General features: G+C 47.3%; 21 protein-coding genes. 13 read left to right on the forward strand and 8 right to left on the reverse strand.

Going from position 1 to position 19,515, the window contains the following annotated elements:
* The first annotated feature begins 125 nt into the window (after positions 1–125).
* From CWI76_RS01555 to CWI76_RS01590, 8 genes are all read left to right on the forward strand, one after another.
* A complete protein-coding gene (locus CWI76_RS01555; protein WP_126758630.1) occupies positions 126–440 on the forward strand; it encodes a hypothetical protein in 315 nt (104 codons plus the stop codon).
* A gap of 123 nt (positions 441–563) precedes the next feature.
* On the forward strand, positions 564–1,265 hold the full coding sequence (locus tag CWI76_RS01560) for a GntR family transcriptional regulator (RefSeq protein WP_420849464.1): 702 nt from the start codon (positions 564–566) through the stop codon (positions 1,263–1,265).
* Position 1,266: 1 nt separating this feature from the next.
* Entirely contained in the window at positions 1,267–2,145 is an 879-nt protein-coding gene (gene prpB, locus CWI76_RS01565; RefSeq protein ID WP_126758631.1) for a methylisocitrate lyase, read from the forward strand.
* A 97-nt stretch (positions 2,146–2,242) separates the two neighbouring features.
* Positions 2,243–3,367, forward strand: coding sequence for a bifunctional 2-methylcitrate synthase/citrate synthase (gene prpC, locus CWI76_RS01570; protein WP_126758632.1), 1,125 nt, complete (start codon positions 2,243–2,245; stop codon positions 3,365–3,367).
* A gap of 79 nt (positions 3,368–3,446) precedes the next feature.
* Complete coding sequence (gene acnD / locus CWI76_RS01575) at positions 3,447–6,041, forward strand: Fe/S-dependent 2-methylisocitrate dehydratase AcnD (RefSeq protein WP_126758633.1); 2,595 nt, start codon at positions 3,447–3,449, stop codon at positions 6,039–6,041.
* A gap of 5 nt (positions 6,042–6,046) precedes the next feature.
* Complete coding sequence (gene prpF, locus CWI76_RS01580) at positions 6,047–7,243, forward strand: 2-methylaconitate cis-trans isomerase PrpF (RefSeq protein WP_126758634.1); 1,197 nt, start codon at positions 6,047–6,049, stop codon at positions 7,241–7,243.
* A gap of 157 nt (positions 7,244–7,400) precedes the next feature.
* On the forward strand, positions 7,401–8,354 hold the full coding sequence (gene rluF / locus CWI76_RS01585; RefSeq protein WP_126758635.1) for a 23S rRNA pseudouridine(2604) synthase RluF: 954 nt from the start codon (positions 7,401–7,403) through the stop codon (positions 8,352–8,354).
* A complete protein-coding gene (locus tag CWI76_RS01590) occupies positions 8,347–8,730 on the forward strand; it encodes a YchJ family protein (protein WP_126758636.1) in 384 nt (127 codons plus the stop codon). The genes rluF and CWI76_RS01590 overlap by 8 nt, the downstream gene beginning before the upstream one ends.
* Before the next feature lie 22 nt (positions 8,731–8,752).
* Here the strand turns inward: CWI76_RS01590 and CWI76_RS01595 are convergent, their stop codons facing one another.
* Positions 8,753–9,121: a DUF4870 family protein gene (locus tag CWI76_RS01595; RefSeq protein WP_241967924.1), complete on the reverse strand. Its 369-nt coding sequence runs from the start codon at positions 9,119–9,121 to the stop codon at positions 8,753–8,755.
* Between the two features lie 134 nt (positions 9,122–9,255).
* Between CWI76_RS01595 and CWI76_RS01600 the strand changes: the two genes are divergently transcribed.
* The gene (locus CWI76_RS01600) at positions 9,256–11,088 is read left to right on the forward strand and encodes a hypothetical protein (protein WP_126758637.1); all 1,833 of its coding nucleotides are present in this window, start codon (positions 9,256–9,258) and stop codon (positions 11,086–11,088) included.
* 9 nt (positions 11,089–11,097) lie between these two features.
* Here CWI76_RS01600 and CWI76_RS01605 read toward each other — a convergent pair whose 3' ends face one another.
* From CWI76_RS01605 to CWI76_RS01615, 3 genes are all read right to left on the reverse strand, one after another.
* Positions 11,098–12,525: a protein adenylyltransferase SelO gene (locus CWI76_RS01605; RefSeq protein ID WP_126758638.1), complete on the reverse strand. Its 1,428-nt coding sequence runs from the start codon at positions 12,523–12,525 to the stop codon at positions 11,098–11,100.
* 84 nt (positions 12,526–12,609) lie between these two features.
* Positions 12,610–13,233: an outer membrane protein gene (locus CWI76_RS01610; RefSeq protein ID WP_126758639.1), complete on the reverse strand. Its 624-nt coding sequence runs from the start codon at positions 13,231–13,233 to the stop codon at positions 12,610–12,612.
* Between the two features lie 140 nt (positions 13,234–13,373).
* On the reverse strand, positions 13,374–13,625 hold the full coding sequence (locus CWI76_RS01615) for a YkoF family thiamine/hydroxymethylpyrimidine-binding protein (RefSeq protein WP_126758640.1): 252 nt from the start codon (positions 13,623–13,625) through the stop codon (positions 13,374–13,376).
* Between the two features lie 205 nt (positions 13,626–13,830).
* On the opposite strand from CWI76_RS01615, the gene CWI76_RS01620 reads away from it, so the two are divergent.
* Positions 13,831–14,529, forward strand: coding sequence for an OmpW/AlkL family protein (locus CWI76_RS01620; RefSeq protein WP_126758641.1), 699 nt, complete (start codon positions 13,831–13,833; stop codon positions 14,527–14,529).
* A 61-nt stretch (positions 14,530–14,590) separates the two neighbouring features.
* Here CWI76_RS01620 and CWI76_RS01625 read toward each other — a convergent pair whose 3' ends face one another.
* Positions 14,591–14,803: a DUF2798 domain-containing protein gene (locus tag CWI76_RS01625; protein ID WP_126758642.1), complete on the reverse strand. Its 213-nt coding sequence runs from the start codon at positions 14,801–14,803 to the stop codon at positions 14,591–14,593.
* 187 nt (positions 14,804–14,990) lie between these two features.
* Here CWI76_RS01625 and CWI76_RS01630 point away from each other — a divergent pair, with 187 nt between their 5' ends.
* Positions 14,991–15,383 (forward strand): thiol-disulfide oxidoreductase DCC family protein, encoded by a 393-nt coding sequence (locus tag CWI76_RS01630; protein ID WP_276567243.1) that lies wholly within the window; start codon positions 14,991–14,993, stop codon positions 15,381–15,383.
* Positions 15,384–15,423: 40 nt separating this feature from the next.
* Here the strand turns inward: CWI76_RS01630 and trxC are convergent, their stop codons facing one another.
* Positions 15,424–15,855 carry a thioredoxin TrxC gene (gene trxC / locus CWI76_RS01635; RefSeq protein WP_126758644.1) on the reverse strand — a complete coding sequence of 144 codons (432 nt, stop codon included), beginning with the start codon at positions 15,853–15,855 and terminating at the stop codon, positions 15,424–15,426.
* A gap of 116 nt (positions 15,856–15,971) precedes the next feature.
* On the reverse strand, positions 15,972–16,181 hold the full coding sequence (locus tag CWI76_RS01640; RefSeq protein WP_126758645.1) for a cold-shock protein: 210 nt from the start codon (positions 16,179–16,181) through the stop codon (positions 15,972–15,974).
* A gap of 446 nt (positions 16,182–16,627) precedes the next feature.
* On the opposite strand from CWI76_RS01640, the gene CWI76_RS01645 reads away from it, so the two are divergent.
* Together CWI76_RS01645 and CWI76_RS01650 are read left to right on the forward strand one after the other, a co-directional pair.
* On the forward strand, positions 16,628–18,118 hold the full coding sequence (locus CWI76_RS01645) for a SulP family inorganic anion transporter (RefSeq protein ID WP_126758646.1): 1,491 nt from the start codon (positions 16,628–16,630) through the stop codon (positions 18,116–18,118).
* A gap of 17 nt (positions 18,119–18,135) precedes the next feature.
* Complete coding sequence (locus CWI76_RS01650; protein ID WP_126758647.1) at positions 18,136–18,987, forward strand: universal stress protein; 852 nt, start codon at positions 18,136–18,138, stop codon at positions 18,985–18,987.
* A gap of 32 nt (positions 18,988–19,019) precedes the next feature.
* Here the strand turns inward: CWI76_RS01650 and CWI76_RS01655 are convergent, their stop codons facing one another.
* Entirely contained in the window at positions 19,020–19,475 is a 456-nt protein-coding gene (locus tag CWI76_RS01655; protein ID WP_126758648.1) for a cupin domain-containing protein, read from the reverse strand.
* Between the last annotated feature and the right edge of the window lie 40 nt (positions 19,476–19,515).

Raw genomic sequence — 19,515 nt, forward strand, 5'->3', positions numbered from 1 at the left:
TCTATGTAAAGTCAATGTGCATATTTAAATGTTTTTAAAATGTTATCTATCTCCCGATAGATACTTCAGGGATAGGTGGTCAGGAAGGGATTCCTTTTATCCTAGCGGTGTCAGAAGGGGTGATTTTGCGCACAATTCGCTTTGTTATAATCGGTGCTAGCTGTTTTTTGTTCACGAGCTGCAGTGAGCTAAGTCCCTCCTGTGACGCGGCACAAGCCAAACGAGAAATTCGTCAGTTAATTTCAGAAAAGTTACCGAGTCATGTTGAATTAACGATGGTTGGTGTCACGACATTGCGAACAAATTATGCAACCGGTGAGGTATTGTGTTCGGCGAAGGTCGAGGTACATGATGCGTATACAAACACTGAGTTGAGTCGTACGGTTGGCTACATGGTGCAATACGATAAAAAGCACCAATTAAAAGTTACGGTGTTTTAATGCTATTTACTATTGATAACGATTTCTTATCCCACCTTTAAAAAATAAATTGTCGACAATGGCGGCGCGTTCTCACTTGGAATTCGTTGAAAATAAGCGTATCATTCACGCGGTTTATAAAATATGTCGACAATCATGACGAATTCACCTCAAAGCCCATTATGGCGGTCGCCCGTCACTTCATCCGATCGACTTCTGCTTGAGATGCAGCGGACTATCGTGGAAGGCGAAATAGCCTCGGGTAGTAAGATTAGCGAGCCTGAACTGGCGCGCAAATTCAACGTGAGTCGCGCCCCTTTGCGCGAAGCGATGGCACGTTTAGAGCGCTGTCATCTGATTGAGCGTATTCCGAATGCGGGCGCGCGGGTAGTGAAACTTTCCACTGAAGGACTTCGTGCACTCTATCAAATTCGTGAAGAACTCGAGGGGTTAGCGTGTCGACTGGCGGCGGAAAATATGGACGATCATGAAATTGAACAATTACGCGGCCTGCTTGACCAACATTTAACGACTCAGCGTGTACGTGAAGGCGAGAGCTATTACCAAGAAGCTGGTGATTTGGATTTTCATTATCGCATTATCATCGGCAGTAAAAACCCATATTTGATTAATATGTTGTGCGACGAGCTTTATTTTCTCGTACGCATGTACCGTGTTCAGCTTGGTATGAACGGGCCACGCGTTTCACGCGCATTTGATGAGCACAAAGCGATTATAAACGCCATTGCGAACCGTGATGGTGAATTGGCGGATCTATTGATGCGCCGCCACATTGCCGCGTCGCGCGGTAATATCGAATTAAAACTGCAACAATTGGGGAAGTAACATGACACAAGTTCAAAGTGCGGGTGCGAAATTCCGCCAAGCTATTGCTGACAATAAGCCACTGCAAATTGTCGGTACCATTAACGCTTATACCGCAATGATGGCCGAGCGCGTGGGTCACCAAGCGCTATACTTGTCAGGTGCAGGTGTTGCGAACGCATCGTTTGGTTTGCCTGATTTGGGTATGACCTCGTTAAATGACGTGTGTGAAGATATTCGCCGCATTACTGGCGCAACTGATGTGCCATTGTTAGTGGACGCAGATACCGGTTGGGGTGGGGCGTTCAACATTGCTCGTACAGTAAAAGAAATGACTCGCGCTGGCGCTGCTGGCTTCCACATTGAAGATCAAGTCGCTCAAAAGCGTTGTGGTCACCGCCCAAACAAAGAGATTGTATCGCAAGCTGAAATGGTAGACCGCGTGAAAGCAGCCGTTGATGCGCGCATTGACGATCAGTTCTACATCATGGCACGCACCGATGCGTTCCAACAAGAAGGGTTGGATGCCGCCATTGAACGCGCACAAGCTTGTGTTGACGCTGGCGCGGACGCTATTTTTGCCGAAGCCGTTCATACCCTTGAACACTATCAAGCGTTCACCAAAGCACTTGATGTGCCAGTACTTGCGAATATCACCGAGTTTGGTGCTACGCCACTGTTTAGCAAAGACGAGTTAGCTGAGGTTGGCATCGAGTTAGTTTTGTATCCGCTAAGTGCTTTCCGGGCCATGAATAAAGCGGCACTCAACGTCTATGAGAGCATTTTGGCAAAGGGTCATCAGAAAGATGTTGTCGATAGTATGCAAACGCGCGCGGAGTTGTATGACTTCCTGAATTATCACGCGTTCGAAGACAAACTCGATCAGTTATTCAAAAAATAAAAAACGTTGTTCGTTATTCGTTATTAGTTAATCGAAAAAGATAACCACGAATAACGAGTAACGGCTAACGATTAACGATTTATATAAGGAGTTAGAGATGGTTGATAAGAAATTAACAGGCGCGGGTTTGCGCGGACAAGTCGCAGGCGAAACAGCACTATGTACCGTTGGTAAAAGCGGTTCAGGCTTAACCTATTACGGTTATGACATTAAAGAATTAGCTGACAAAGTGAGTTTTGAAGAAGTGGCTTACTTGTTGTCGCATGGTGAGTTGCCGAATAAAAAGCAACTGGCTGACTATAAAGCACGCTTGAAAAAGCAGCGTGGTTTGCCACAAGAACTGAAAGATGTGCTTGAGCGCATTCCAGCTGATGCGCACCCGATGGATGTAATGCGTACCGGTTGTTCGTTCTTAGGCAACATTGAGCCCGAAGAAGATTTCAGCCAAGCGGATGCGAAAATTGAGCGCATGTTGGCAGCTTTCCCAAGCATCTTGCTGTACTGGTATCGCTTTAGCCATGAAGGCAAGCGTATCGAGACGCAAACCGACGACGATTCAATTGGCGCGCACTTCTTGCATTTATTGCATGATAAAGCACCATCGAAGTTGCACACTGATGTAATGAACACCTCGCTGATTCTTTATGCAGAGCACGAGTTTAACGCGTCAACTTTCACTGCGCGCGTCTGTGCTTCAACCTTGTCAGACATTTTCTCATGTGTAACCGGCGCAATTGGTTCATTGCGTGGTCCATTGCATGGCGGTGCGAACGAAGCGGCCATGGAATTGATTGAAAACATGAAAGATGCCGATGATGCTGAGAAGACGTTAATGGGCATGCTTGAGCGTAAAGAGAAGATCATGGGCTTCGGGCATGCGATTTACCGTGAATTCGATCCGCGTAACGATATCATCAAAGAATGGTCTGAGAAGCTTTCGAAGGAATTTGGTGATAGCCGTTTATATGATGTATCTGTGCGTTGTGAAGAAGTGATGTGGCGTGAGAAGAAACTGTTCCCGAACGCCGACTTTTTCCATGCTTCGGCTTATCACTACATGGGCATTCCAACCAAGTTGTTTACGCCCATTTTCGTGATGTCGCGTGTCACCGGTTGGACTGCGCACGTGAAGGAGCAGCGCGCGAATAACCGCATTATTCGCCCAAGTGCCGACTATATCGGTCCGGCACCGCGTCCAGTACCTGCTTTGGAAGACCGCTAAGCAGATGAAAAAGAGGCACTTCGGTGCCTCTTTTTGGCTTTCCGATAGAAAACACTGATGTTAATGAAGGGGCATAGCCATGAATACCGAATTTCGTAAACCGCTCCCGGGCACCACGTTACAGTATTACGATACACGTGCCGCGGTAGAAGCGATAAAGCCAGGCGCATATGACGGCCTGCCATACACCTCAAAAATTTTAGCTGAACAGTTAGTGCGTCGCTGTAATCCGGAAGATTTAACCGCTTGCTTAACACAAATTGTTGAGCGCAAACGTGACTTAGATTTTCCATGGTATCCAGCGCGCGTGGTTTGTCACGATATCCTTGGTCAAACCGCATTAGTTGACCTAGCAGGTTTACGTGATGCTATCGCTGCTAAAGGCGGCGACCCTGCAAAAGTAAACCCAGTGGTGCCAACTCAGTTGATTGTCGACCACTCGCTGGCGGTTGAGCATGCGGGTTTTGAAAAAGACGCCTTTGAGAAAAACCGTGACATCGAAGACCGTCGTAACGACGACCGCTTTCATTTCATTAATTGGACAAAGACTGCGTTTAAAAACGTGGATGTGATTCCGCCAGGTAATGGCATCATGCACCAAATCAACCTTGAGAAAATGTCTCCAGTGGTGCAAATACGTGACAACGTGGCATTTCCAGATACTTGTGTGGGTACGGATAGCCACACGCCAATGGTTGATGCGCTTGGTGTTATCTCCGTGGGTGTTGGTGGGTTAGAAGCCGAGAGCGTGATGTTGGGTCGTGCTTCTTACATGCGCCTGCCAGATATCATCGGTGTTGAATTAACCGGTAAATTGAAACCTGGCATTACCGGTACTGACTTGGTACTCGCGATTACACATTTCTTGCGTAAAGAACGCGTAGTTGGTGCGTATTTGGAATTCTTTGGCGAGGGCGCCGATGCCTTGTCAGTTGGTGATCGCGCGACGATTTCAAATATGACGCCAGAATACGGTGCCACCGCGGCCATGTTCTATATTGATCAGCAGACCATTGACTACTTGAAATTAACCGGTCGTGATGACAAGCAAGTTGAATTGGTTGAGAAGTACGCTAAGCACGCAGGCTTATGGGCTGACAGCATGAAAGGTGCTGAATATGAACGTGTATTAACCTTTGATTTGTCAAAAGTTGAACGTAACTTAGCTGGCCCTTCGAATCCGCACGCCTTATTACCGGCAGCCGAACTGAGTTCACGTGGTATTGCGAAACACATTGAGCAACCAGAGAACGGTTTGATGCCTGATGGTGCCGTGATCATTGCAGCCATCACAAGTTGTACGAATACCAGTAACCCACGCAACATGATTGCTGCGGGCTTGATTGCGCGTAACGCGAATAAACTGGGCTTAACCCGAAAACCATGGGTTAAAACCTCGCTGGCACCAGGTTCGAAAACTGTAAAAATGTACCTTGAAGACGCCAAACTCCTACCTGAACTTGAGAATTTAGGTTTTGGTGTGGTTGGTTTTGCGTGTACCACCTGTAACGGGATGAGTGGCGCGCTAGATCCGAAAATTCAAAAAGAAATTATTGAGCGTGATTTATTCTCAACCGCAGTACTTTCAGGTAATCGTAACTTTGATGGTCGGATTCATCCGTATGCGAAGCAAGCATTCTTGGCATCACCACCATTAGTTGTAGCTTATGCCATTGCGGGTACCATTCGTTTTGATATTGAAAAAGACGTGTTGGGCTTTGATCACGATGGTAAGCCAGTCACCTTAAAAGATATCTGGCCAAGCGATGAAGAAATTGATGCGATTGTGAAACAAGCGGTGAAACCTGAGCAGTTCCGCACAGTGTATGACCCAATGTTTAGCATTGATGTGGATTACGGTGAGAAAACCGATCCGCTGTACAACTGGCGTCCGCAGAGCACTTATATTCGCCGTCCACCATACTGGGAAGGCTCATTTGCTTCGGGTAACAGCCTAAAAGGCCTGCGTCCATTAGCGGTACTTGGTGATAACATCACCACCGATCACTTGTCGCCTTCAAACGCAATTTTGGCTGACAGTGCGGCTGGCGAGTACTTGGCAAAAATGGGCTTACCAGAAGAAGATTTCAATAGCTACGCCACGCATCGCGGCGACCATTTGACGGCGCAACGCGCGACCTTTGCTAACCCGAAATTGTTCAACGAAATGGTATTGAACGACGACGGTGAAGTGATTCAAGGCTCGTTGGCGCGTGTTGAACCAGAAGGCAAAGTCATGCGCATGTGGGAAGCGATTGAAACCTACATGGAGCGCAAGCAACCGTTGATTATTGTGGCGGGTGCTGATTACGGCCAAGGTTCATCACGTGACTGGGCTGCCAAAGGTGTTCGTCTTGCTGGGGTTGAATGTATCGTTGCCGAAGGCTTCGAGCGTATTCACCGCACCAACCTAATAGGTATGGGTGTGTTACCGCTTGAATTTGAAGCGGGTACCACCCGTAAAACATTAAACATTGATGGTACCGAAACTTTTGATGTTGAAGGTGACGTGAAGCCGGGTGCCGTGATGACATTAGTGATTCATCGCGCCAATGGTGAAACCGTTAAAGTGCCAACCAAGTGCCGTTTGGATACCGCCGAAGAAGTGTCAATTTACTCAGCCGGTGGTGTGCTTCAACGTTTCGCACAAGACTTTTTAGCGGGTGAGGTATAATCGCCATGGCTTTTCCTCCACAACTGAAAATTGCCGCCACGTATATGCGTGGCGGCACCTCAAAAGGGGTGTTTTTTAAACTCGACGATTTGCCTTTGGCGGCGCAAACGCCAGGTCCCGCTCGCGATAAACTCTTATTACGCGTGATTGGTAGCCCTGATCCTTATGGCAAACACACTGACGGTATGGGCGGCGCAACGTCAAGCACCAGTAAAACGGTAATTTTGTCGCGCAGCTCACGTGCCGACCACGATGTGGATTATTTATTTGGCCAAGTGTCGATTGATAAGCCATTTATTGATTGGAGCGGTAACTGCGGCAACTTAACCGCAGCCGTCGGCTCATTTGCCATTAGTAATGGGCTAGTCGACGCATCGCGTATTCCTGATAATGGCACCTGTGTGGTGCGTATCTGGCAAGCGAATATTCAGAAAACCATTATTGCGCATGTGCCGATCACCAACGGTGAAGTGCAAGAAACTGGTGACTTTGAACTGGACGGTGTGACGTTCCCAGCAGCCGAAGTACAGGTTGAATTTATGGACCCAGCTTCAGATGAAGACGCTGATGAGAGCGGGAAGGGCAGTTCTATGTTCCCAACCGGCAACGTCGTTGATGAATTTGAAGTGCCAGGTTTTGGTAAGTTACAAGCGACTTTCATCGATGCCGGCATTCCGACGATTTTTGTGAATGCTGCCGATATTGGCTACACCGGTACGGAATTGCAGGGCGCCATTAATGAAAACGCCGATGCGCTACTGAAGTTTGAAACGTTGCGTGCGCATGGCGCGTTGAAGATGGGCTTAATTTCATCCATTGATGAAGCGGCGTCACGCCAGCATACACCGAAGATTGCGTTTGTTGCACCGCCGGCTGATTACGTGTCATCAAGTGGTAAAGCCATCAACGCAGGTGATATCGACCTGCTAGTTCGCGCTATGTCGATGGGCAAATTACACCATGCCATGATGGGTACAGCAGCGGTGGCCATCGCTACAGCGGCAGCAGTGCCTGGCACGTTGGTGAACTTAGCTGCTGGTGGCGGTGATCGTAACCAAGTGGTCTTTGGTCATCCGTCAGGCACCTTGCGTGTTGGTGCCGAAGCGAAGCAAGTGAACGGTGAATGGACGGTCACGAAGGCGATTATGAGCCGTAGTGCTCGTGTACTCATGGAAGGTTGGGTACGCGTACCACAAGACTAGAGCCACGTTTCTAAATCTTGACCGCCAGGGATGGCGATGATTTCTATTTCCAATGCATTATCTGCTAGCAGACACACTCGTCTTTTGTTTCATGATTTTGCTGACAATCTGATAAACTGCGCGGGTGAATTCAGTCTATCAAGGTGATTTTAAAGCCATGCAGCCAAACCAACCTCAGCAACGCGAAGCCGTTCGCCTGAACAAATTCATTAGCGAAAGCGGCATGTGTTCGCGTCGTGAAGCGGATCGATTTATTGAGCAAGGGCAAGTTACTCTGAATGGCCGTAAAGCGGTGGTCGGCGATAAAGTTGGTGCTGGCGACGAAGTTCGAGTCAATGGCCGCTTAGTGGCGGCGCAGAACAAAGAAAAGTTTGTCTTTATTGCACTCAATAAGCCGGTTGGTGTGGTGAGTACAACCGATTCAGCCGAGCGTAACAACATTCAGAAGTTTGTTGGCCACAAAGAACGGATCTTCCCGATTGGCCGCTTAGATAAAGATTCACAAGGCCTGATTTTTCTGACTAGCAACGGTGACTTGGTTAATAAGATCTTACGTGCTGGTAATAAACACGAAAAAGAATACGTGGTCACCGTTCATCGTCCTATTACACCTGATTTTATTCGTGGTATGGCAAGCGGTGTGCCAATTCTTGGCACCATGACGAAACGTTGTAAAGTTGAACAACTATCAACATTTGTCTTTCGTTTGACGCTAATTGAAGGCATGAACCGTCAGATTCGCCGCATGTGCGAGCACTTTGGCTATGAAGTTCGCAAGCTTGAACGTACGCGTATCATGAATATTCGTTTAGGAGCTTTGCAGGTTGGGCAATGGCGTAATTTAACCGAGCGCGAACTCGGTGAACTCATGGCTTCAATTGAACATTCCAGTGGCTTAGCGCCTGAAGGGCACAAGAGTCGTCGGCCGAAACCACAGCGGCCGCCAGGTGCAGGGAGCGAGCTACGGCGTGACACACGCCGACAGCGCACTGGTGCCGGTACTCGTTCTGAATCGGCTGGTCGAGGTAAGAGGAACAGCTCTAAACGTTCAGAGCAAAAACCATCGAATGGAGGTAGTACGCGCAGCAAGAAAGGGTGGCCCTATGAATAAACCACTCGGTAAAAAATGCCCATGCGGTGGCGGTAAATATGCTAAATGTTGCGAGCCGTTTCATTTAGGGAAAGCCCTACCGCGCACACCTGAAGAGCTGATGCGCTCGCGCTATAGTGCTTATGCTCGCGGGTTAGCTGATTATGTTGCCACAAGCTGGCATCCAAGCACCTTACCTAAGAATTTCTCGTTAGATGACAACCCGCAATGGTTGCAGCTACAGCTGATTGCCACCGGTACCCACGGCAATCGGGGCTACGTGCACTTCAAAGCTTATTTTCAAATCGACGACGACATTGGCGTGATGGAAGAGCAGTCACATTTTGTGCGTGAAGACGGGCGCTGGTATTACTTAGAGGGCGAAGTGCAGGATTGATCTGCACTTCGTTTTCAATGAGTTAAAAGTACATTGGGCGATTGCCATTCAACGAATTGATACCTTTAATAGCGCGATAGATGTACCAAACAGCCGCCACTAGTAATATTAATAATCCAATACCAACCATCGATAAAATGCCGCCGATAATTGTCCACAGTAAAATGAACCAAAAGGTACGAATCTGCCAGCGGAAATGCGATTCTAGAAAGGTTCCGCGCACTTCGCTTAACTTCACATAGTTCATCACCACGCCAATAATCGCCGTAATTCCAAAAACTAAAGATACCAACTGCAGAATATAAATAATCTGGGTGTATTGTTTATTGGCGGCCAATTGCTGCACGGCAATATTATTAACTGATGATGTTTCGTGATTGAAATCTGACATAGGTTAACGTCCTTTATCGTTGTTTTCCGTGTTAAGTTTATTCAACTTTAAAAAGCACTTGAACGCAACTTTATTGCTAAACGGATAAATAGCGCTACATTAAAACTTCAATTCAAATAAAAAGAAAAGCCATCATGAGTCGTCGCATCACTATTTATTCTTTAAGCTTGTTTGTTTTATCCGGTTGCGCGAGCTGGGAAGAGGAACATCGACAAGCGGTTGCGCTGGCGGCTGCTCATCAGTGGAATAAAACCATAGAACAACACCATACACAGCCAACCGCAAGTGGACCGAAATGGCAGTTGCCTACAGAGCAAGCTGAAATCTATGTGGATTATTTAGAACAGCTCCAAGATCCAGAAACATTACTGCAAGTGGCGGATGTTCAGGCGTGTTCATTGAACCCGCTAACCCGCTCTTTTGTTATTCATCAGCAATCGCCTGAATTAGTTGAACGTCAGCGTCAAAAAACTGCGAAAACAGTCAATGTAGAACAGCGTGGCGATACAGTTACTATTATTTTCGGTGACTGCCAAAATGGTGAATTAAATGGCCCCGTGACGGCACTGTTTACTGATGATTATTACTCTAAAACCGAATATTTCTCAGGTGAGACGAAGATTTCTGGTCGAATTGATGGCTTTTTTAAGAATGGTCAGCTTCATGGCGAGGCTCGAGTTATTTCAATTGATCGATCCAATCTGGGAGGCTCATGGCGCGAGTCGACGACGTTAAAAATTGGCGTGTTTGATAATGGTGCACAGGTTGGATCACATGTCACTATCACTGGCGAGGGCGAGACCCAAGTCATTACAGTTTCACAGGCTCTACAAGATAATTATGTACGAATGAATTCATGGATGTCTGGGCAACCAAATACACGTTTTCATATGCTCAATGGCGAGATAGAAGGGTGGTTAGAGTTTGCAAGCTCGGTTTTGAAGGACGAACCACAGTGCTATCGGCAGGGTGAAAAGCAGTTAGCTCACGTTTATTGCTACCAAGTGGCGCCTCAAATTGAGCAATTGATGCCAATAGAGGCTGCAGCGGAATTACCGCGTCTTTCTTCCTTTGATGGCATTGATGATAAGCCAGTTACCGCTGCAAGTGCCACGGCCGCTGCCGCCGCCACAGAAAAAGCGAGTCATAACAGTAAGCCGACGCCAAGTGCCAAGTGGCGCATACCTCAAATCGGTAAAATAAATTGGCTTAGCCTACCGAATTACAAACAGCTTAACAGTGCTCGTGCGGCTGATTACATGCCGCGACTGCAACAAATTTTAGCCGACAATATCGTTCAATATTTGACGCCAACTGCAGGTAACTCTTGCGTGTTAGATGACGACACGAAAAGCTACTTGCTCTATCAACTGAACCAAACCGACTATGCGACGAAGCGAGCGAAGCAACGCCAACGCGGCATGGTTTATAGTGATGGACAGCCAAAACTTTCGGTTACCAAGGGGACCTGCGAGAACGGTAACTTAATTGGTGAGTTTGTCGTGACGTATACCTACCCGCAAAAATTTGAAATGAGTTCCTATCGCACGTCTCCTGATATTTATGGTCGCATTGAGGGTAGTTTTGTTGATGGGAAATTGCATGGTGAAGTGCTGAAAACATGGCTAACCCAACAACAGCCGGGTACCATGGCGCCTTCCGAAGTGACAACTAGTTTAAGTGTGTATCTGAACGGACTGCGTGACGGTGATGAAATTCAAGTGATTGCAATCCCGCAGAGCCGTTCAACAAGACTCATAAAAGTGACACCGTATCCTGAACAACGCGAACTGGCTGAAATTTGGTTAAACGGGAAACGTCAGTTGTCATCCATGTTGCGTCATGGGGTAAATGATGGCTTTGTCACGTATCACGATCCGTCGTTGAACATACCCCCGCAATGTTTTCGCGATGGTGTTCAGCAAAATGATAATGATTATTGCGAACAAATTAGTGTGAACAACTAGCGTGCTGCGTTAGGTACCGCAAAATGTCTGGGTGATTTTTTCTTCGGCTTGAGCTGGTTCAAACCAATCACTAAATTCTTCACGTTCTGTGAATGGCTCTGCAAGCATTCGCTGTAAGCGGTTAAAAATGGTCAAATCACCATCGTTTGTAGCCGCCTGAATGGCTTGTTCGATTAAGTGATTACGCGGAATATATGCTGGGTTCACTTGATGAAGTTGACTGTTATCAGTCGCCTCTTGCCAGTCGTTGAACCAAAGCTGCCATGAATCGCTATTTTCGAATAGGCGTTGCGCGCGCTCTGGCGTTTGGTCACCTAAAAAGCGGAACGCTTGAGTGAAGTCGATTTGCTGCGCTTGCATGAGGTTTAAATAGCGCTCAAGAAGCGGCTTCGCGGCGTTAATGTCACTGACACCAATCTTGGCGCTCATTTCCTGCCAGTAACAGGCTTCGTAGGTTCCTTGGAATTTTTCGATAATTGCTGTGGCTTGTGTTACCGCCGTGTCGGGGTCATCGTGAATTAACGGTAATAGTGTTTCGGCGAATCGTGCGATGTTCCAGAGCCCAATGGCGGGCTGATTTTGGTAGGCATAGCGGCCGCGCTTATCAATAAAACTGAATTTAGTGGCTGGCTCATACGCCTCCATGAACGCACACGGACCGTAATCAATGGTTTCGCCGCTAAGCGTCATGTTGTCGGTGTTCATCACGCCATGAATGAAACCAAGGCTCATCCATTTGGCGATAAGTTTTGCTTGGTTATTTTGAACGCTTTCAAGTAGTGCGAGATAAGGCATTTCGCTGTTGTTGAGCTCAGGATAATGACGGTCAATGACGTATTCAGCGAAACGTTTGAGCAGCTTATAATCTCTTAGATGTAACACATACTGCGCGGTACCTACTCTTAGATGACTTTTGGCCACGCGCGTCAAAATAGCGCCAGGCTGCGCCGTTTCACGCTGTACCCATTCACCGGTGGCTACAGCTGCTAATGCGCGTGTGGTCGGCACGTAAAGCTTGTGCATGGCTTCACTGACTAAGTACTCCCGAATTACAGGCCCAATAGGAGAGCGACCGTCACCGCCGCGTGAATATGGCGTGCGGCCTGAACCTTTGAGCTGAATGTCGAAGCGCTGATTGTTCTTGTCGAGTACTTCTGTGAGTAACAGTGCTCGGCCATCGCCAAGTTGTGGCACGAAATTGGCAAACTGATGCCCAGCGTACGCAAGAGCTGCCGGTGCTGCCCATTCAGGTGTTTGGTTACCCGAAAATACCTGTAAACCTTCGTCTGTTGCCCATAGTTCTTGTGGAATCTGCAACTGTTCTGCCAAGTCATCGTTAAATGCTATCCACTGCGGCGCTCGCACCGGGGTTGCTTCGCATGGTGCGAATAACTGATCCGATAAATCTTGGTAGATGTGTTCTGGGCGAAACGGCATGTTTTCAACCTTGTTGTTGAGTCAATGCACCCAGTTTAACATGCGGCAGAGGTGGGGTGCAGTCCTTGGACTGCACCCTTATTTTTACCAATGATATGAAGCAGTTAAGAAAGTATGATTCTCTTCGCTACTAACAATGCTGTAACCAAGACCAACGCTGACATTTGAATTGATGAAGTAACGTCCGGCTACGCTGATTTCCTGACTATCCATGTTGCCGACATCGTAGTGGCGAATACTTGCGTCGACCTCGAGCGAATCGGTAAAGCGGTTACGTACACCAACCTTTAGGTTCCAGCCTGTCTCATCAGCACCGAAATCTCCGAATGTATCGGTTTTGATAACGGCTTCAACCCACGCGAGACCACCAGAAATATAAGCGGTGGTGTTACCCTCGTTATAAAATTTATAACCCACGTTTCCGTACAAGCGCGAAATCTCAGCTTTAGCACGATAAATAATGTCGTCCATTAATGCTTCTTCATAATCTTCAGACGCTGTCATGTAATCAGCGGTAACGAACCAATCGTTTCCAAAAGATTGGCTGAATGAAGCAGTCAAACCGTTGACTGATTCATCCTCATAATCAGCACTTAAATAACCGCCACTGATAAAATCAAAACTCGGCGAAGTTGCTGTTTGAGCAGAAGCCAAGGTTGATGAAGTAGCTAAAGCGATGGCTAACGCGCAATTTGTCCATTTATTCACGAGAAATTCCTTGTTGTAGTTTTGGGGGACTTCAACTGCAGTCTATGTGTGGATATATCTTTTAGGCAATAGATTGATTTGTAAGAGATTGTAAGTTTACAGAAAAGAAGGTGGGGTGCAGTCCTTGGACTGCACGTCTCTTATTCTGGGCGAAGATCGCCGTGCAGGAACTTACATACGAATACGACTTTGCCGTATTTATTGAATGACCATTTAATACAAGCCTGTATGGCTTCCATCACGTCATCGTAATCACCAAACACCTGCGTGCTGAGCGTATTGGTGATGATGTGAATGTTCGGGTGTTTTGCCAGTTCATCAATAAACTCGCGAATTGGGTCTATGTAATTTTCAGCTAACGGATATTTGCTGATGTCGACAGTCAGTTTCATTTCGCACTTCCTCTTGTTTGGTTCCACTGATTATAGAGAAAAGAAGGGTGCAGTCCTAGGACTGCACCCCTCCTCGTACCACCAAGTAGGTATTGGCTGCTCCAAGAAATACCCCTGATTTTCTTGTGGTTACATTTATTGATCGCGATCAATTTATTTCGACAGTGACCCTATAAAATGTGCGGAAATTACTAAGGAGAGCTGTATGAAAAAGTCATTATTAGTTTGTAGTTTAGTCGCCATTATTGGCGCAGCACCGGCTTACGCAGATACATTCAGCGTGAATGTTGGCGCCATCGGCGTTATGCCAAGTGATAGTAGCTCGAACCTGCCAGTTATTGAATCTATTGCTGGATTTGAAACCGGCAGTACCGGCGTCACGGTTGATAACAACACCCAACTTGGTATCACCATCGACTACAAAATGACGAACAATTGGTCGTTAGAATTAGTAGCGGCAACACCATTCAGCCACGAAATTCATGGTACTGGGGTGTTAGCTGGCATGAAGATTGGTGAAACGAAACATTTACCACCGACATTATTAGCCCAGTATCACTTTGATATCGGCTCAGAAAACGTGAAGCCATTCGTTGGATTCGGCTTGAACTACACCACGTTCTTTGAAGATAACGTATCGAACGAATTGGTTTCGACTCTTGGTGCACTAGGTGTTGCAACTGCTGGTGACCATGTCGACTTGGCACTGTCAGACAGCTTTGGTTATGCGCTACAAGCGGGCTTGAACTGGAAGTTAACGGACGAGTGGGGCGTGCATGTGATGGTATCGAAAATGGATATCGACACCGATGCCGACGTTCGTTTGAACGGCACTACTATTGAAAGCGTAGCCGTTGAAATTGACCCAACTGTGGCGATGGTGGGTGTGCGCTACACCTTCTAACTTGCAACTGAAAGAGTGACGAAAGAGGAGGGGTGCAGTCCAAGGACTGCACCCCTCTTATTTATAGTTTTTGCGCGAGCTTTTCGCTGATAGCGCGAATACGCTGGCCGCCAATAAGAACCAAGAAGCCAGCAATGGGCCAAGCGATATAAAACGCTGTAAACCAACGCCCCCAAAACCCAGAGTCAAAGCCGGTGTTGATCCACGTGATTAAACAGGTCATCAACAACGCCATGTAACAGCTCATTAAGGCTGGGAAAATCAATTTCTTCATCGCAGCTTGCCACCGTAATTTAGTAACTACTTAAATACAATGGCGCAGAGTTTATAAGATCTGTAGGTAAAGTCAAAGAGAAAAAGAAGGGGTGCAGTCCTTGGACTGCACCCCTCCTTTGCAGTGATCGGTGGGGGCGGAAATGACGTATACTCAAGTCATAATTCAACCACGCAAAGAGGTGCTCGTGGCGACACAACTTATTCTTTTTTATGATGGCGGGTGTCCGCTGTGCGTAAAAGAAATGAAGCATTTAAAAGCCAAAGATACACGGCAGCAACTCAAGTTTGAGAATATTTGGGAAGCCGATTTTGCTGAGCGCTATCCGCATATTGATGTGGCCGAAGCTAACCGCATTTTGCATGGTCAAAAGGCAAATGGTGACATGATTTATGGCTTAGATGTGACCCATGCAGCGTGGTCGGCCGTTGGGCGCGGCTGGATGACGGCAATACTGCGCTGGCCTATCGTGAAATGGTTTGCGGACAAAGGCTATTTATTCTTTGCCCGCAATCGTAATGGCATTTCGAAGTTAATCACCGGTAAGGAGCGCTGCTTACAGTGCTCTCTTGATGAATAACCAAGGACGAATAACCAATAACGACTAACCAATAACGCTTTTAAAGGTGTTGATTCAGCCACTGCACCAATTGCGCCGGGCCCATCGCTCCGGCTTGGCGCGCAACTTCTTGTCCGTTTCTAACCACCATTAATGTCGGAATACTCCGAATCATAAAATGCTGAGCCAAATGAGGCTCCGTTTCGGTACTAACCTTCACGAAGCGTGCTTTCTCAGCATATTGCTGCGCAACCTGTTCGAATATCGGCGCAAATTGCTTACATGGCCCGCACCAACTCGCCCAAAAATCCACCACTAATGGTAGATCGCTGTCGCGATGCAAGCGAAACTCATCGGCGTTAACAGCAAACGCTTTTCCAGTAAAAAGAGGCGCTTTACACGCACCGCATTTCGCTTCAGTCCGCGGTTTATCGGTAGCGACACGATTCTTCTTGTGGCAAATGGGGCATGCCACGATGATATTGTCAGACATAAAAACCTCTATTTAAAGCGGTATTAACTCAAATATGAGATTGAACAGAAGCAAATTCAAGGCATAAAAAAAGGAGCTCAAAAGAGCTCCTCATTATCAAGCAAAACTATCGGCGATTAAACGGCAACGATGTTTTCAGCTTGTGGGCCTTTAGGACCTTGAGTGATCGAAAACGATACACGTTGGCCTTCGGCTAAGGTTTTGAAACCGGTGCTAGCAATTGCGCTAAAGTGAGCAAATACGTCTGCGCCACCTTGTTGCTCAATAAAACCAAAACCTTTTGCTTCGTTAAACCATTTTACAACGCCAGTTACTGTATTAGACATAATATTAATCCTGAAAATTTAAAAATTTGCTGCCATGGCAAATGCCACTGACAGAGTCATGCGGGGTAAAAAAAGAAAATTTAAAGCTACAGGACGAAGAATAATGCTAATAATGCGACGTAGAGGAGATTTAACTTGCTGTTTCTAACCAACGCCGCCCACTCTACGCTGATTCCTAGATAAGTCAAACTATATTTCAAAGTCTGTCTTTTGCGTTTAATCAAACATTTCCGTATAATTCGCCGCTTCTTAAATTGGGTAGTTCTTACATGGGGTAAGAACGAGCACGGAGAAAGTTGGTTTGTTCAACCTTACGCCACCCTAGCGTTCATATTTTCTTTAAACGTTGCGTTTAATCTCTTTAATAAACAAGAGTGTGAACGTGGCGCATTTCTGTATTTCTGTTTTATTTAAAATACCTTTAATCAATAAGCGAAAATAAACTTATGTTCAAAACCATTCAGAACCAGTGGTTTTCGAATATCCGTGGCGATCTGCTCGCGGGTATTGTCGTAGCCCTTGCTCTTATTCCTGAGGCGATAGCATTCTCGATTATCGCCGGCGTTGATCCGAAAATAGGGCTTTATGCTTCGTTCTGTATTGCCGTGATCATTGCGTTTACTGGTGGTCGTCCTGGCATGATTTCAGCCGCAACCGGCGCAATGGCGTTGTTGATGGTCACCTTAGTGCGCGACCATGGCCTTGAGTATCTATTGGCTGCCACATTATTAACCGGTGTGCTTCAAATTGGAGCAGGGTACTTAAAACTGGGCTCGTTGATGCGGTTTGTTTCGCGCTCGGTGGTGACTGGCTTCGTTAACGCGCTCGCTATTTTGATTTTCATGGCGCAGCTACCTGAGCTGACCAACGTAACTTGGCATGTGTACGCCATGACGGCTGCCGGGCTCGGCATTATTTACCTATTCCCGTACGTGCCTGTCATCGGCAAGATGTTGCCGTCGCCGTTGGTGTGCATCATCTCACTCACCATTGTGGCGATTTTCTGGAATATCGATATTCGCACCGTGGGCGATATGGGCCAGCTGCCTGATACCTTGCCAATTTTCCTGTGGCCGGATGTACCGCTGAACCTAGAAACCTTAGCCATTATCTTCCCGTATTCAGCTGGTTTGGCTGTGGTTGGTTTGCTCGAATCACTGATGACAGCGACCATCGTTGATGACCTAACCGATACACCAAGTGACAAAAACCGTGAGTGTAAAGGTCAGGGTATCGCTAACATCGGTGCTGGCTTGATGGGCGGTATGGCTGGCTGTGCGATGATTGGTCAGTCGGTGATTAACGTGAAATCAGGCGGTCGCACCCGCTTGTCGACGTTAACGGCTGGTATTTTCCTGATGGTCTTGATTCTTGTGCTGGACGAATGGCTCAAGCAAATACCTATGGCAGCGCTCGTTGCTGTGATGATCATGGTCTCCATTGGTACCTTTAGTTGGGACTCCATTCGTAATTTGAAGAAACATCCGTTGTCGACCAACATTGTGATGGTCACCACCGTCGTGGTTGTTGTGGCAACTCACAACTTAGCGATTGGTGTTGGCGTGGGTGTATTACTTGCTGCCATGTTCTTCGCGAACAAAATTGGCCACTTTATGAGTGTGACATCAACCATTGATGAATCAGGCAGCGAACGCCGTTATCAGGTGATCGGTCAGGTATTTTTCTCTTCTGCTGATAAGTTTATTGACTCGTTCGACTTTAAAGAAGCGCTGGATAAGGTCATTATTGACCTCACGAAAGCACATTTTTGGGACATCACTGCGGTAGGAGCGCTTGATAAAGTTGTGCTCAAATTCCGTCGCGAGGGCGCTGAAGTCGAGGTGCAAGGGCTCAACGAAGCTAGCGCTACCATTGTCGACCGTTTTGGTGTTCATGATAAACCCGACGCTGCCGAAAGAATTATGGGCGGCCATTAGAATAATAAGGGATGATTATGTCTTACGTAGTTAGCTGTATTGATGGCGCTTCGCGCAACACAGCCGTGTGTGAATATTCCGCCTGGGCGGCGAAGCAATTGGCTGCGCCAGTGATGTTATTACATGTTTTAGATGAGCTAAAAACGCAGGCTGAAACCGAGCTTTCTGGCAATATTGGTTTGGGTACGCGTGAACATTTGCTTGAGCAACTCGCTGAATTGGATGCACAGCGCGCGAAAGTGGCGTTGGAGCACGGTCATGTGTTGTTGCAACTAGCCGATGAAAAGTTAAAGAAGTTGGGTGTGAGCGACGTGACACAGCGTCAGCGCCACGGCGAGCTTGCTGAAAACTTGTTAGCGTTGGAAGGTGATGTGCGTCTTGCAGTGTTAGGTCTGCATGGCGAAGCATCGGCGAATCAACTGCATCAAGTAGGAAGCCAGTTGGAAACCGTGATTCGCACGGTACATCGCCCGCTATTATTAACACCAGATACGTTCAACGAGCCGCGCTCAGCCATGCTCGCTTTCGATGGCAGCAAAACCACCGAGAAGGGCGTTGAAATGCTCGCGCAAAGCCCATTGTTTAAAGGCATGCCGGTGCATGTGGTGATGGTTGACGCCGATACCGCGAACAACTGGGAAAAACTCAAGTGGGCGGAAAAGGTTCTGAGTGAGGGCGGTCACAAGGTTCACGTCGCGCTTCGTGCCGGCGACGTGGAAGCCACCTTGCACCAGTATCAAACCGAACATAACATTGACCTCATGGTCATGGGCGCATTCGGCCACTCGCGCATTCGCCAATTCTTGGTAGGTAGTACCACCATGGCGATGCTGAAAGAGAGCCGCACCCCAACCCTCGTACTTAGGTAAAGGAGGGGTGCAGTCCTTGGACTGCACCCCACTTATTTGACGTTCGTCGCGTCGCTGATATCAACCAAATCCCAAGCGCTGGGGTAACGATAGAGGCGCTTTCCAGCATTCGGATAATCGCTAACATCAGCTTGTAGCCTGTTGCCAACAACTAAGCACTGTAGCGGGTCAGAGCCTGTTGCATGCATTGAATGCGGTACATGATCAATCGGGCAACCAATAAAGTCGCCGGCGCCAATCGCATGCTGTTCTTGCCCAATGGTCACAATTCCTTCCCCTGAAAGCACGTAAATCGCTTCCTCTTCGAAATGATGAAAGTGATGTTCAGTGGAGTCGTGCCCTGGTTGTATTGTAATTAAATGAATACCAAGCGACTTCATTCCAGCAGCATCGCCGAGCGATTTATTCAGTCGTTGCGCATTCGCGTTGAGAAAGTGGATTTTATGCTCACCTGGCATCGCGTCGATATCTGACTTCTTCAATAGCATGTTTTCTTACCTGTTGAACTGTGAAATTGGTTTGGAACGG

Origin of the sequence: Pseudidiomarina marina (genome assembly GCF_003987045.1) — a bacterium.
In the GTDB taxonomy this organism is placed as follows: domain Bacteria; phylum Pseudomonadota; class Gammaproteobacteria; order Enterobacterales; family Alteromonadaceae; genus Pseudidiomarina; species Pseudidiomarina marina.

Excerpts from the sequence above, each read along its gene's own strand:
- CWI76_RS01560 (WP_420849464.1), top strand. The coding sequence starts at position 564 with ATGTCGACAATCATGACGAATTCACCTCAAAGCCCATTATGGCGGTCG.
- prpB (WP_126758631.1), top strand. The coding sequence starts at position 1,267 with ATGACACAAGTTCAAAGTGCGGGTGCGAAATTCCGCCAAGCTATTGCT.
- prpC (WP_126758632.1), top strand. The coding sequence starts at position 2,243 with ATGGTTGATAAGAAATTAACAGGCGCGGGTTTGCGCGGACAAGTCGCA.
- acnD (WP_126758633.1), top strand. The coding sequence starts at position 3,447 with ATGAATACCGAATTTCGTAAACCGCTCCCGGGCACCACGTTACAGTAT.
- prpF (WP_126758634.1), top strand. The coding sequence starts at position 6,047 with ATGGCTTTTCCTCCACAACTGAAAATTGCCGCCACGTATATGCGTGGC.
- rluF (WP_126758635.1), top strand. The coding sequence starts at position 7,401 with ATGCAGCCAAACCAACCTCAGCAACGCGAAGCCGTTCGCCTGAACAAA.
- CWI76_RS01590 (WP_126758636.1), top strand. The coding sequence starts at position 8,347 with ATGAATAAACCACTCGGTAAAAAATGCCCATGCGGTGGCGGTAAATAT.
- CWI76_RS01595 (WP_241967924.1), bottom strand. The coding sequence starts at position 9,121 with ATGTCAGATTTCAATCACGAAACATCATCAGTTAATAATATTGCCGTG.
- CWI76_RS01600 (WP_126758637.1), top strand. The coding sequence starts at position 9,256 with ATGAGTCGTCGCATCACTATTTATTCTTTAAGCTTGTTTGTTTTATCC.
- CWI76_RS01605 (WP_126758638.1), bottom strand. The coding sequence starts at position 12,525 with ATGCCGTTTCGCCCAGAACACATCTACCAAGATTTATCGGATCAGTTA.
- CWI76_RS01615 (WP_126758640.1), bottom strand. The coding sequence starts at position 13,625 with ATGAAACTGACTGTCGACATCAGCAAATATCCGTTAGCTGAAAATTAC.
- CWI76_RS01620 (WP_126758641.1), top strand. The coding sequence starts at position 13,831 with ATGAAAAAGTCATTATTAGTTTGTAGTTTAGTCGCCATTATTGGCGCA.
- CWI76_RS01625 (WP_126758642.1), bottom strand. The coding sequence starts at position 14,803 with ATGAAGAAATTGATTTTCCCAGCCTTAATGAGCTGTTACATGGCGTTG.
- trxC (WP_126758644.1), bottom strand. The coding sequence starts at position 15,855 with ATGTCTGACAATATCATCGTGGCATGCCCCATTTGCCACAAGAAGAAT.
- CWI76_RS01640 (WP_126758645.1), bottom strand. The coding sequence starts at position 16,181 with ATGTCTAATACAGTAACTGGCGTTGTAAAATGGTTTAACGAAGCAAAA.
- CWI76_RS01645 (WP_126758646.1), top strand. The coding sequence starts at position 16,628 with ATGTTCAAAACCATTCAGAACCAGTGGTTTTCGAATATCCGTGGCGAT.
- CWI76_RS01650 (WP_126758647.1), top strand. The coding sequence starts at position 18,136 with ATGTCTTACGTAGTTAGCTGTATTGATGGCGCTTCGCGCAACACAGCC.
- CWI76_RS01655 (WP_126758648.1), bottom strand. The coding sequence starts at position 19,475 with ATGCTATTGAAGAAGTCAGATATCGACGCGATGCCAGGTGAGCATAAA.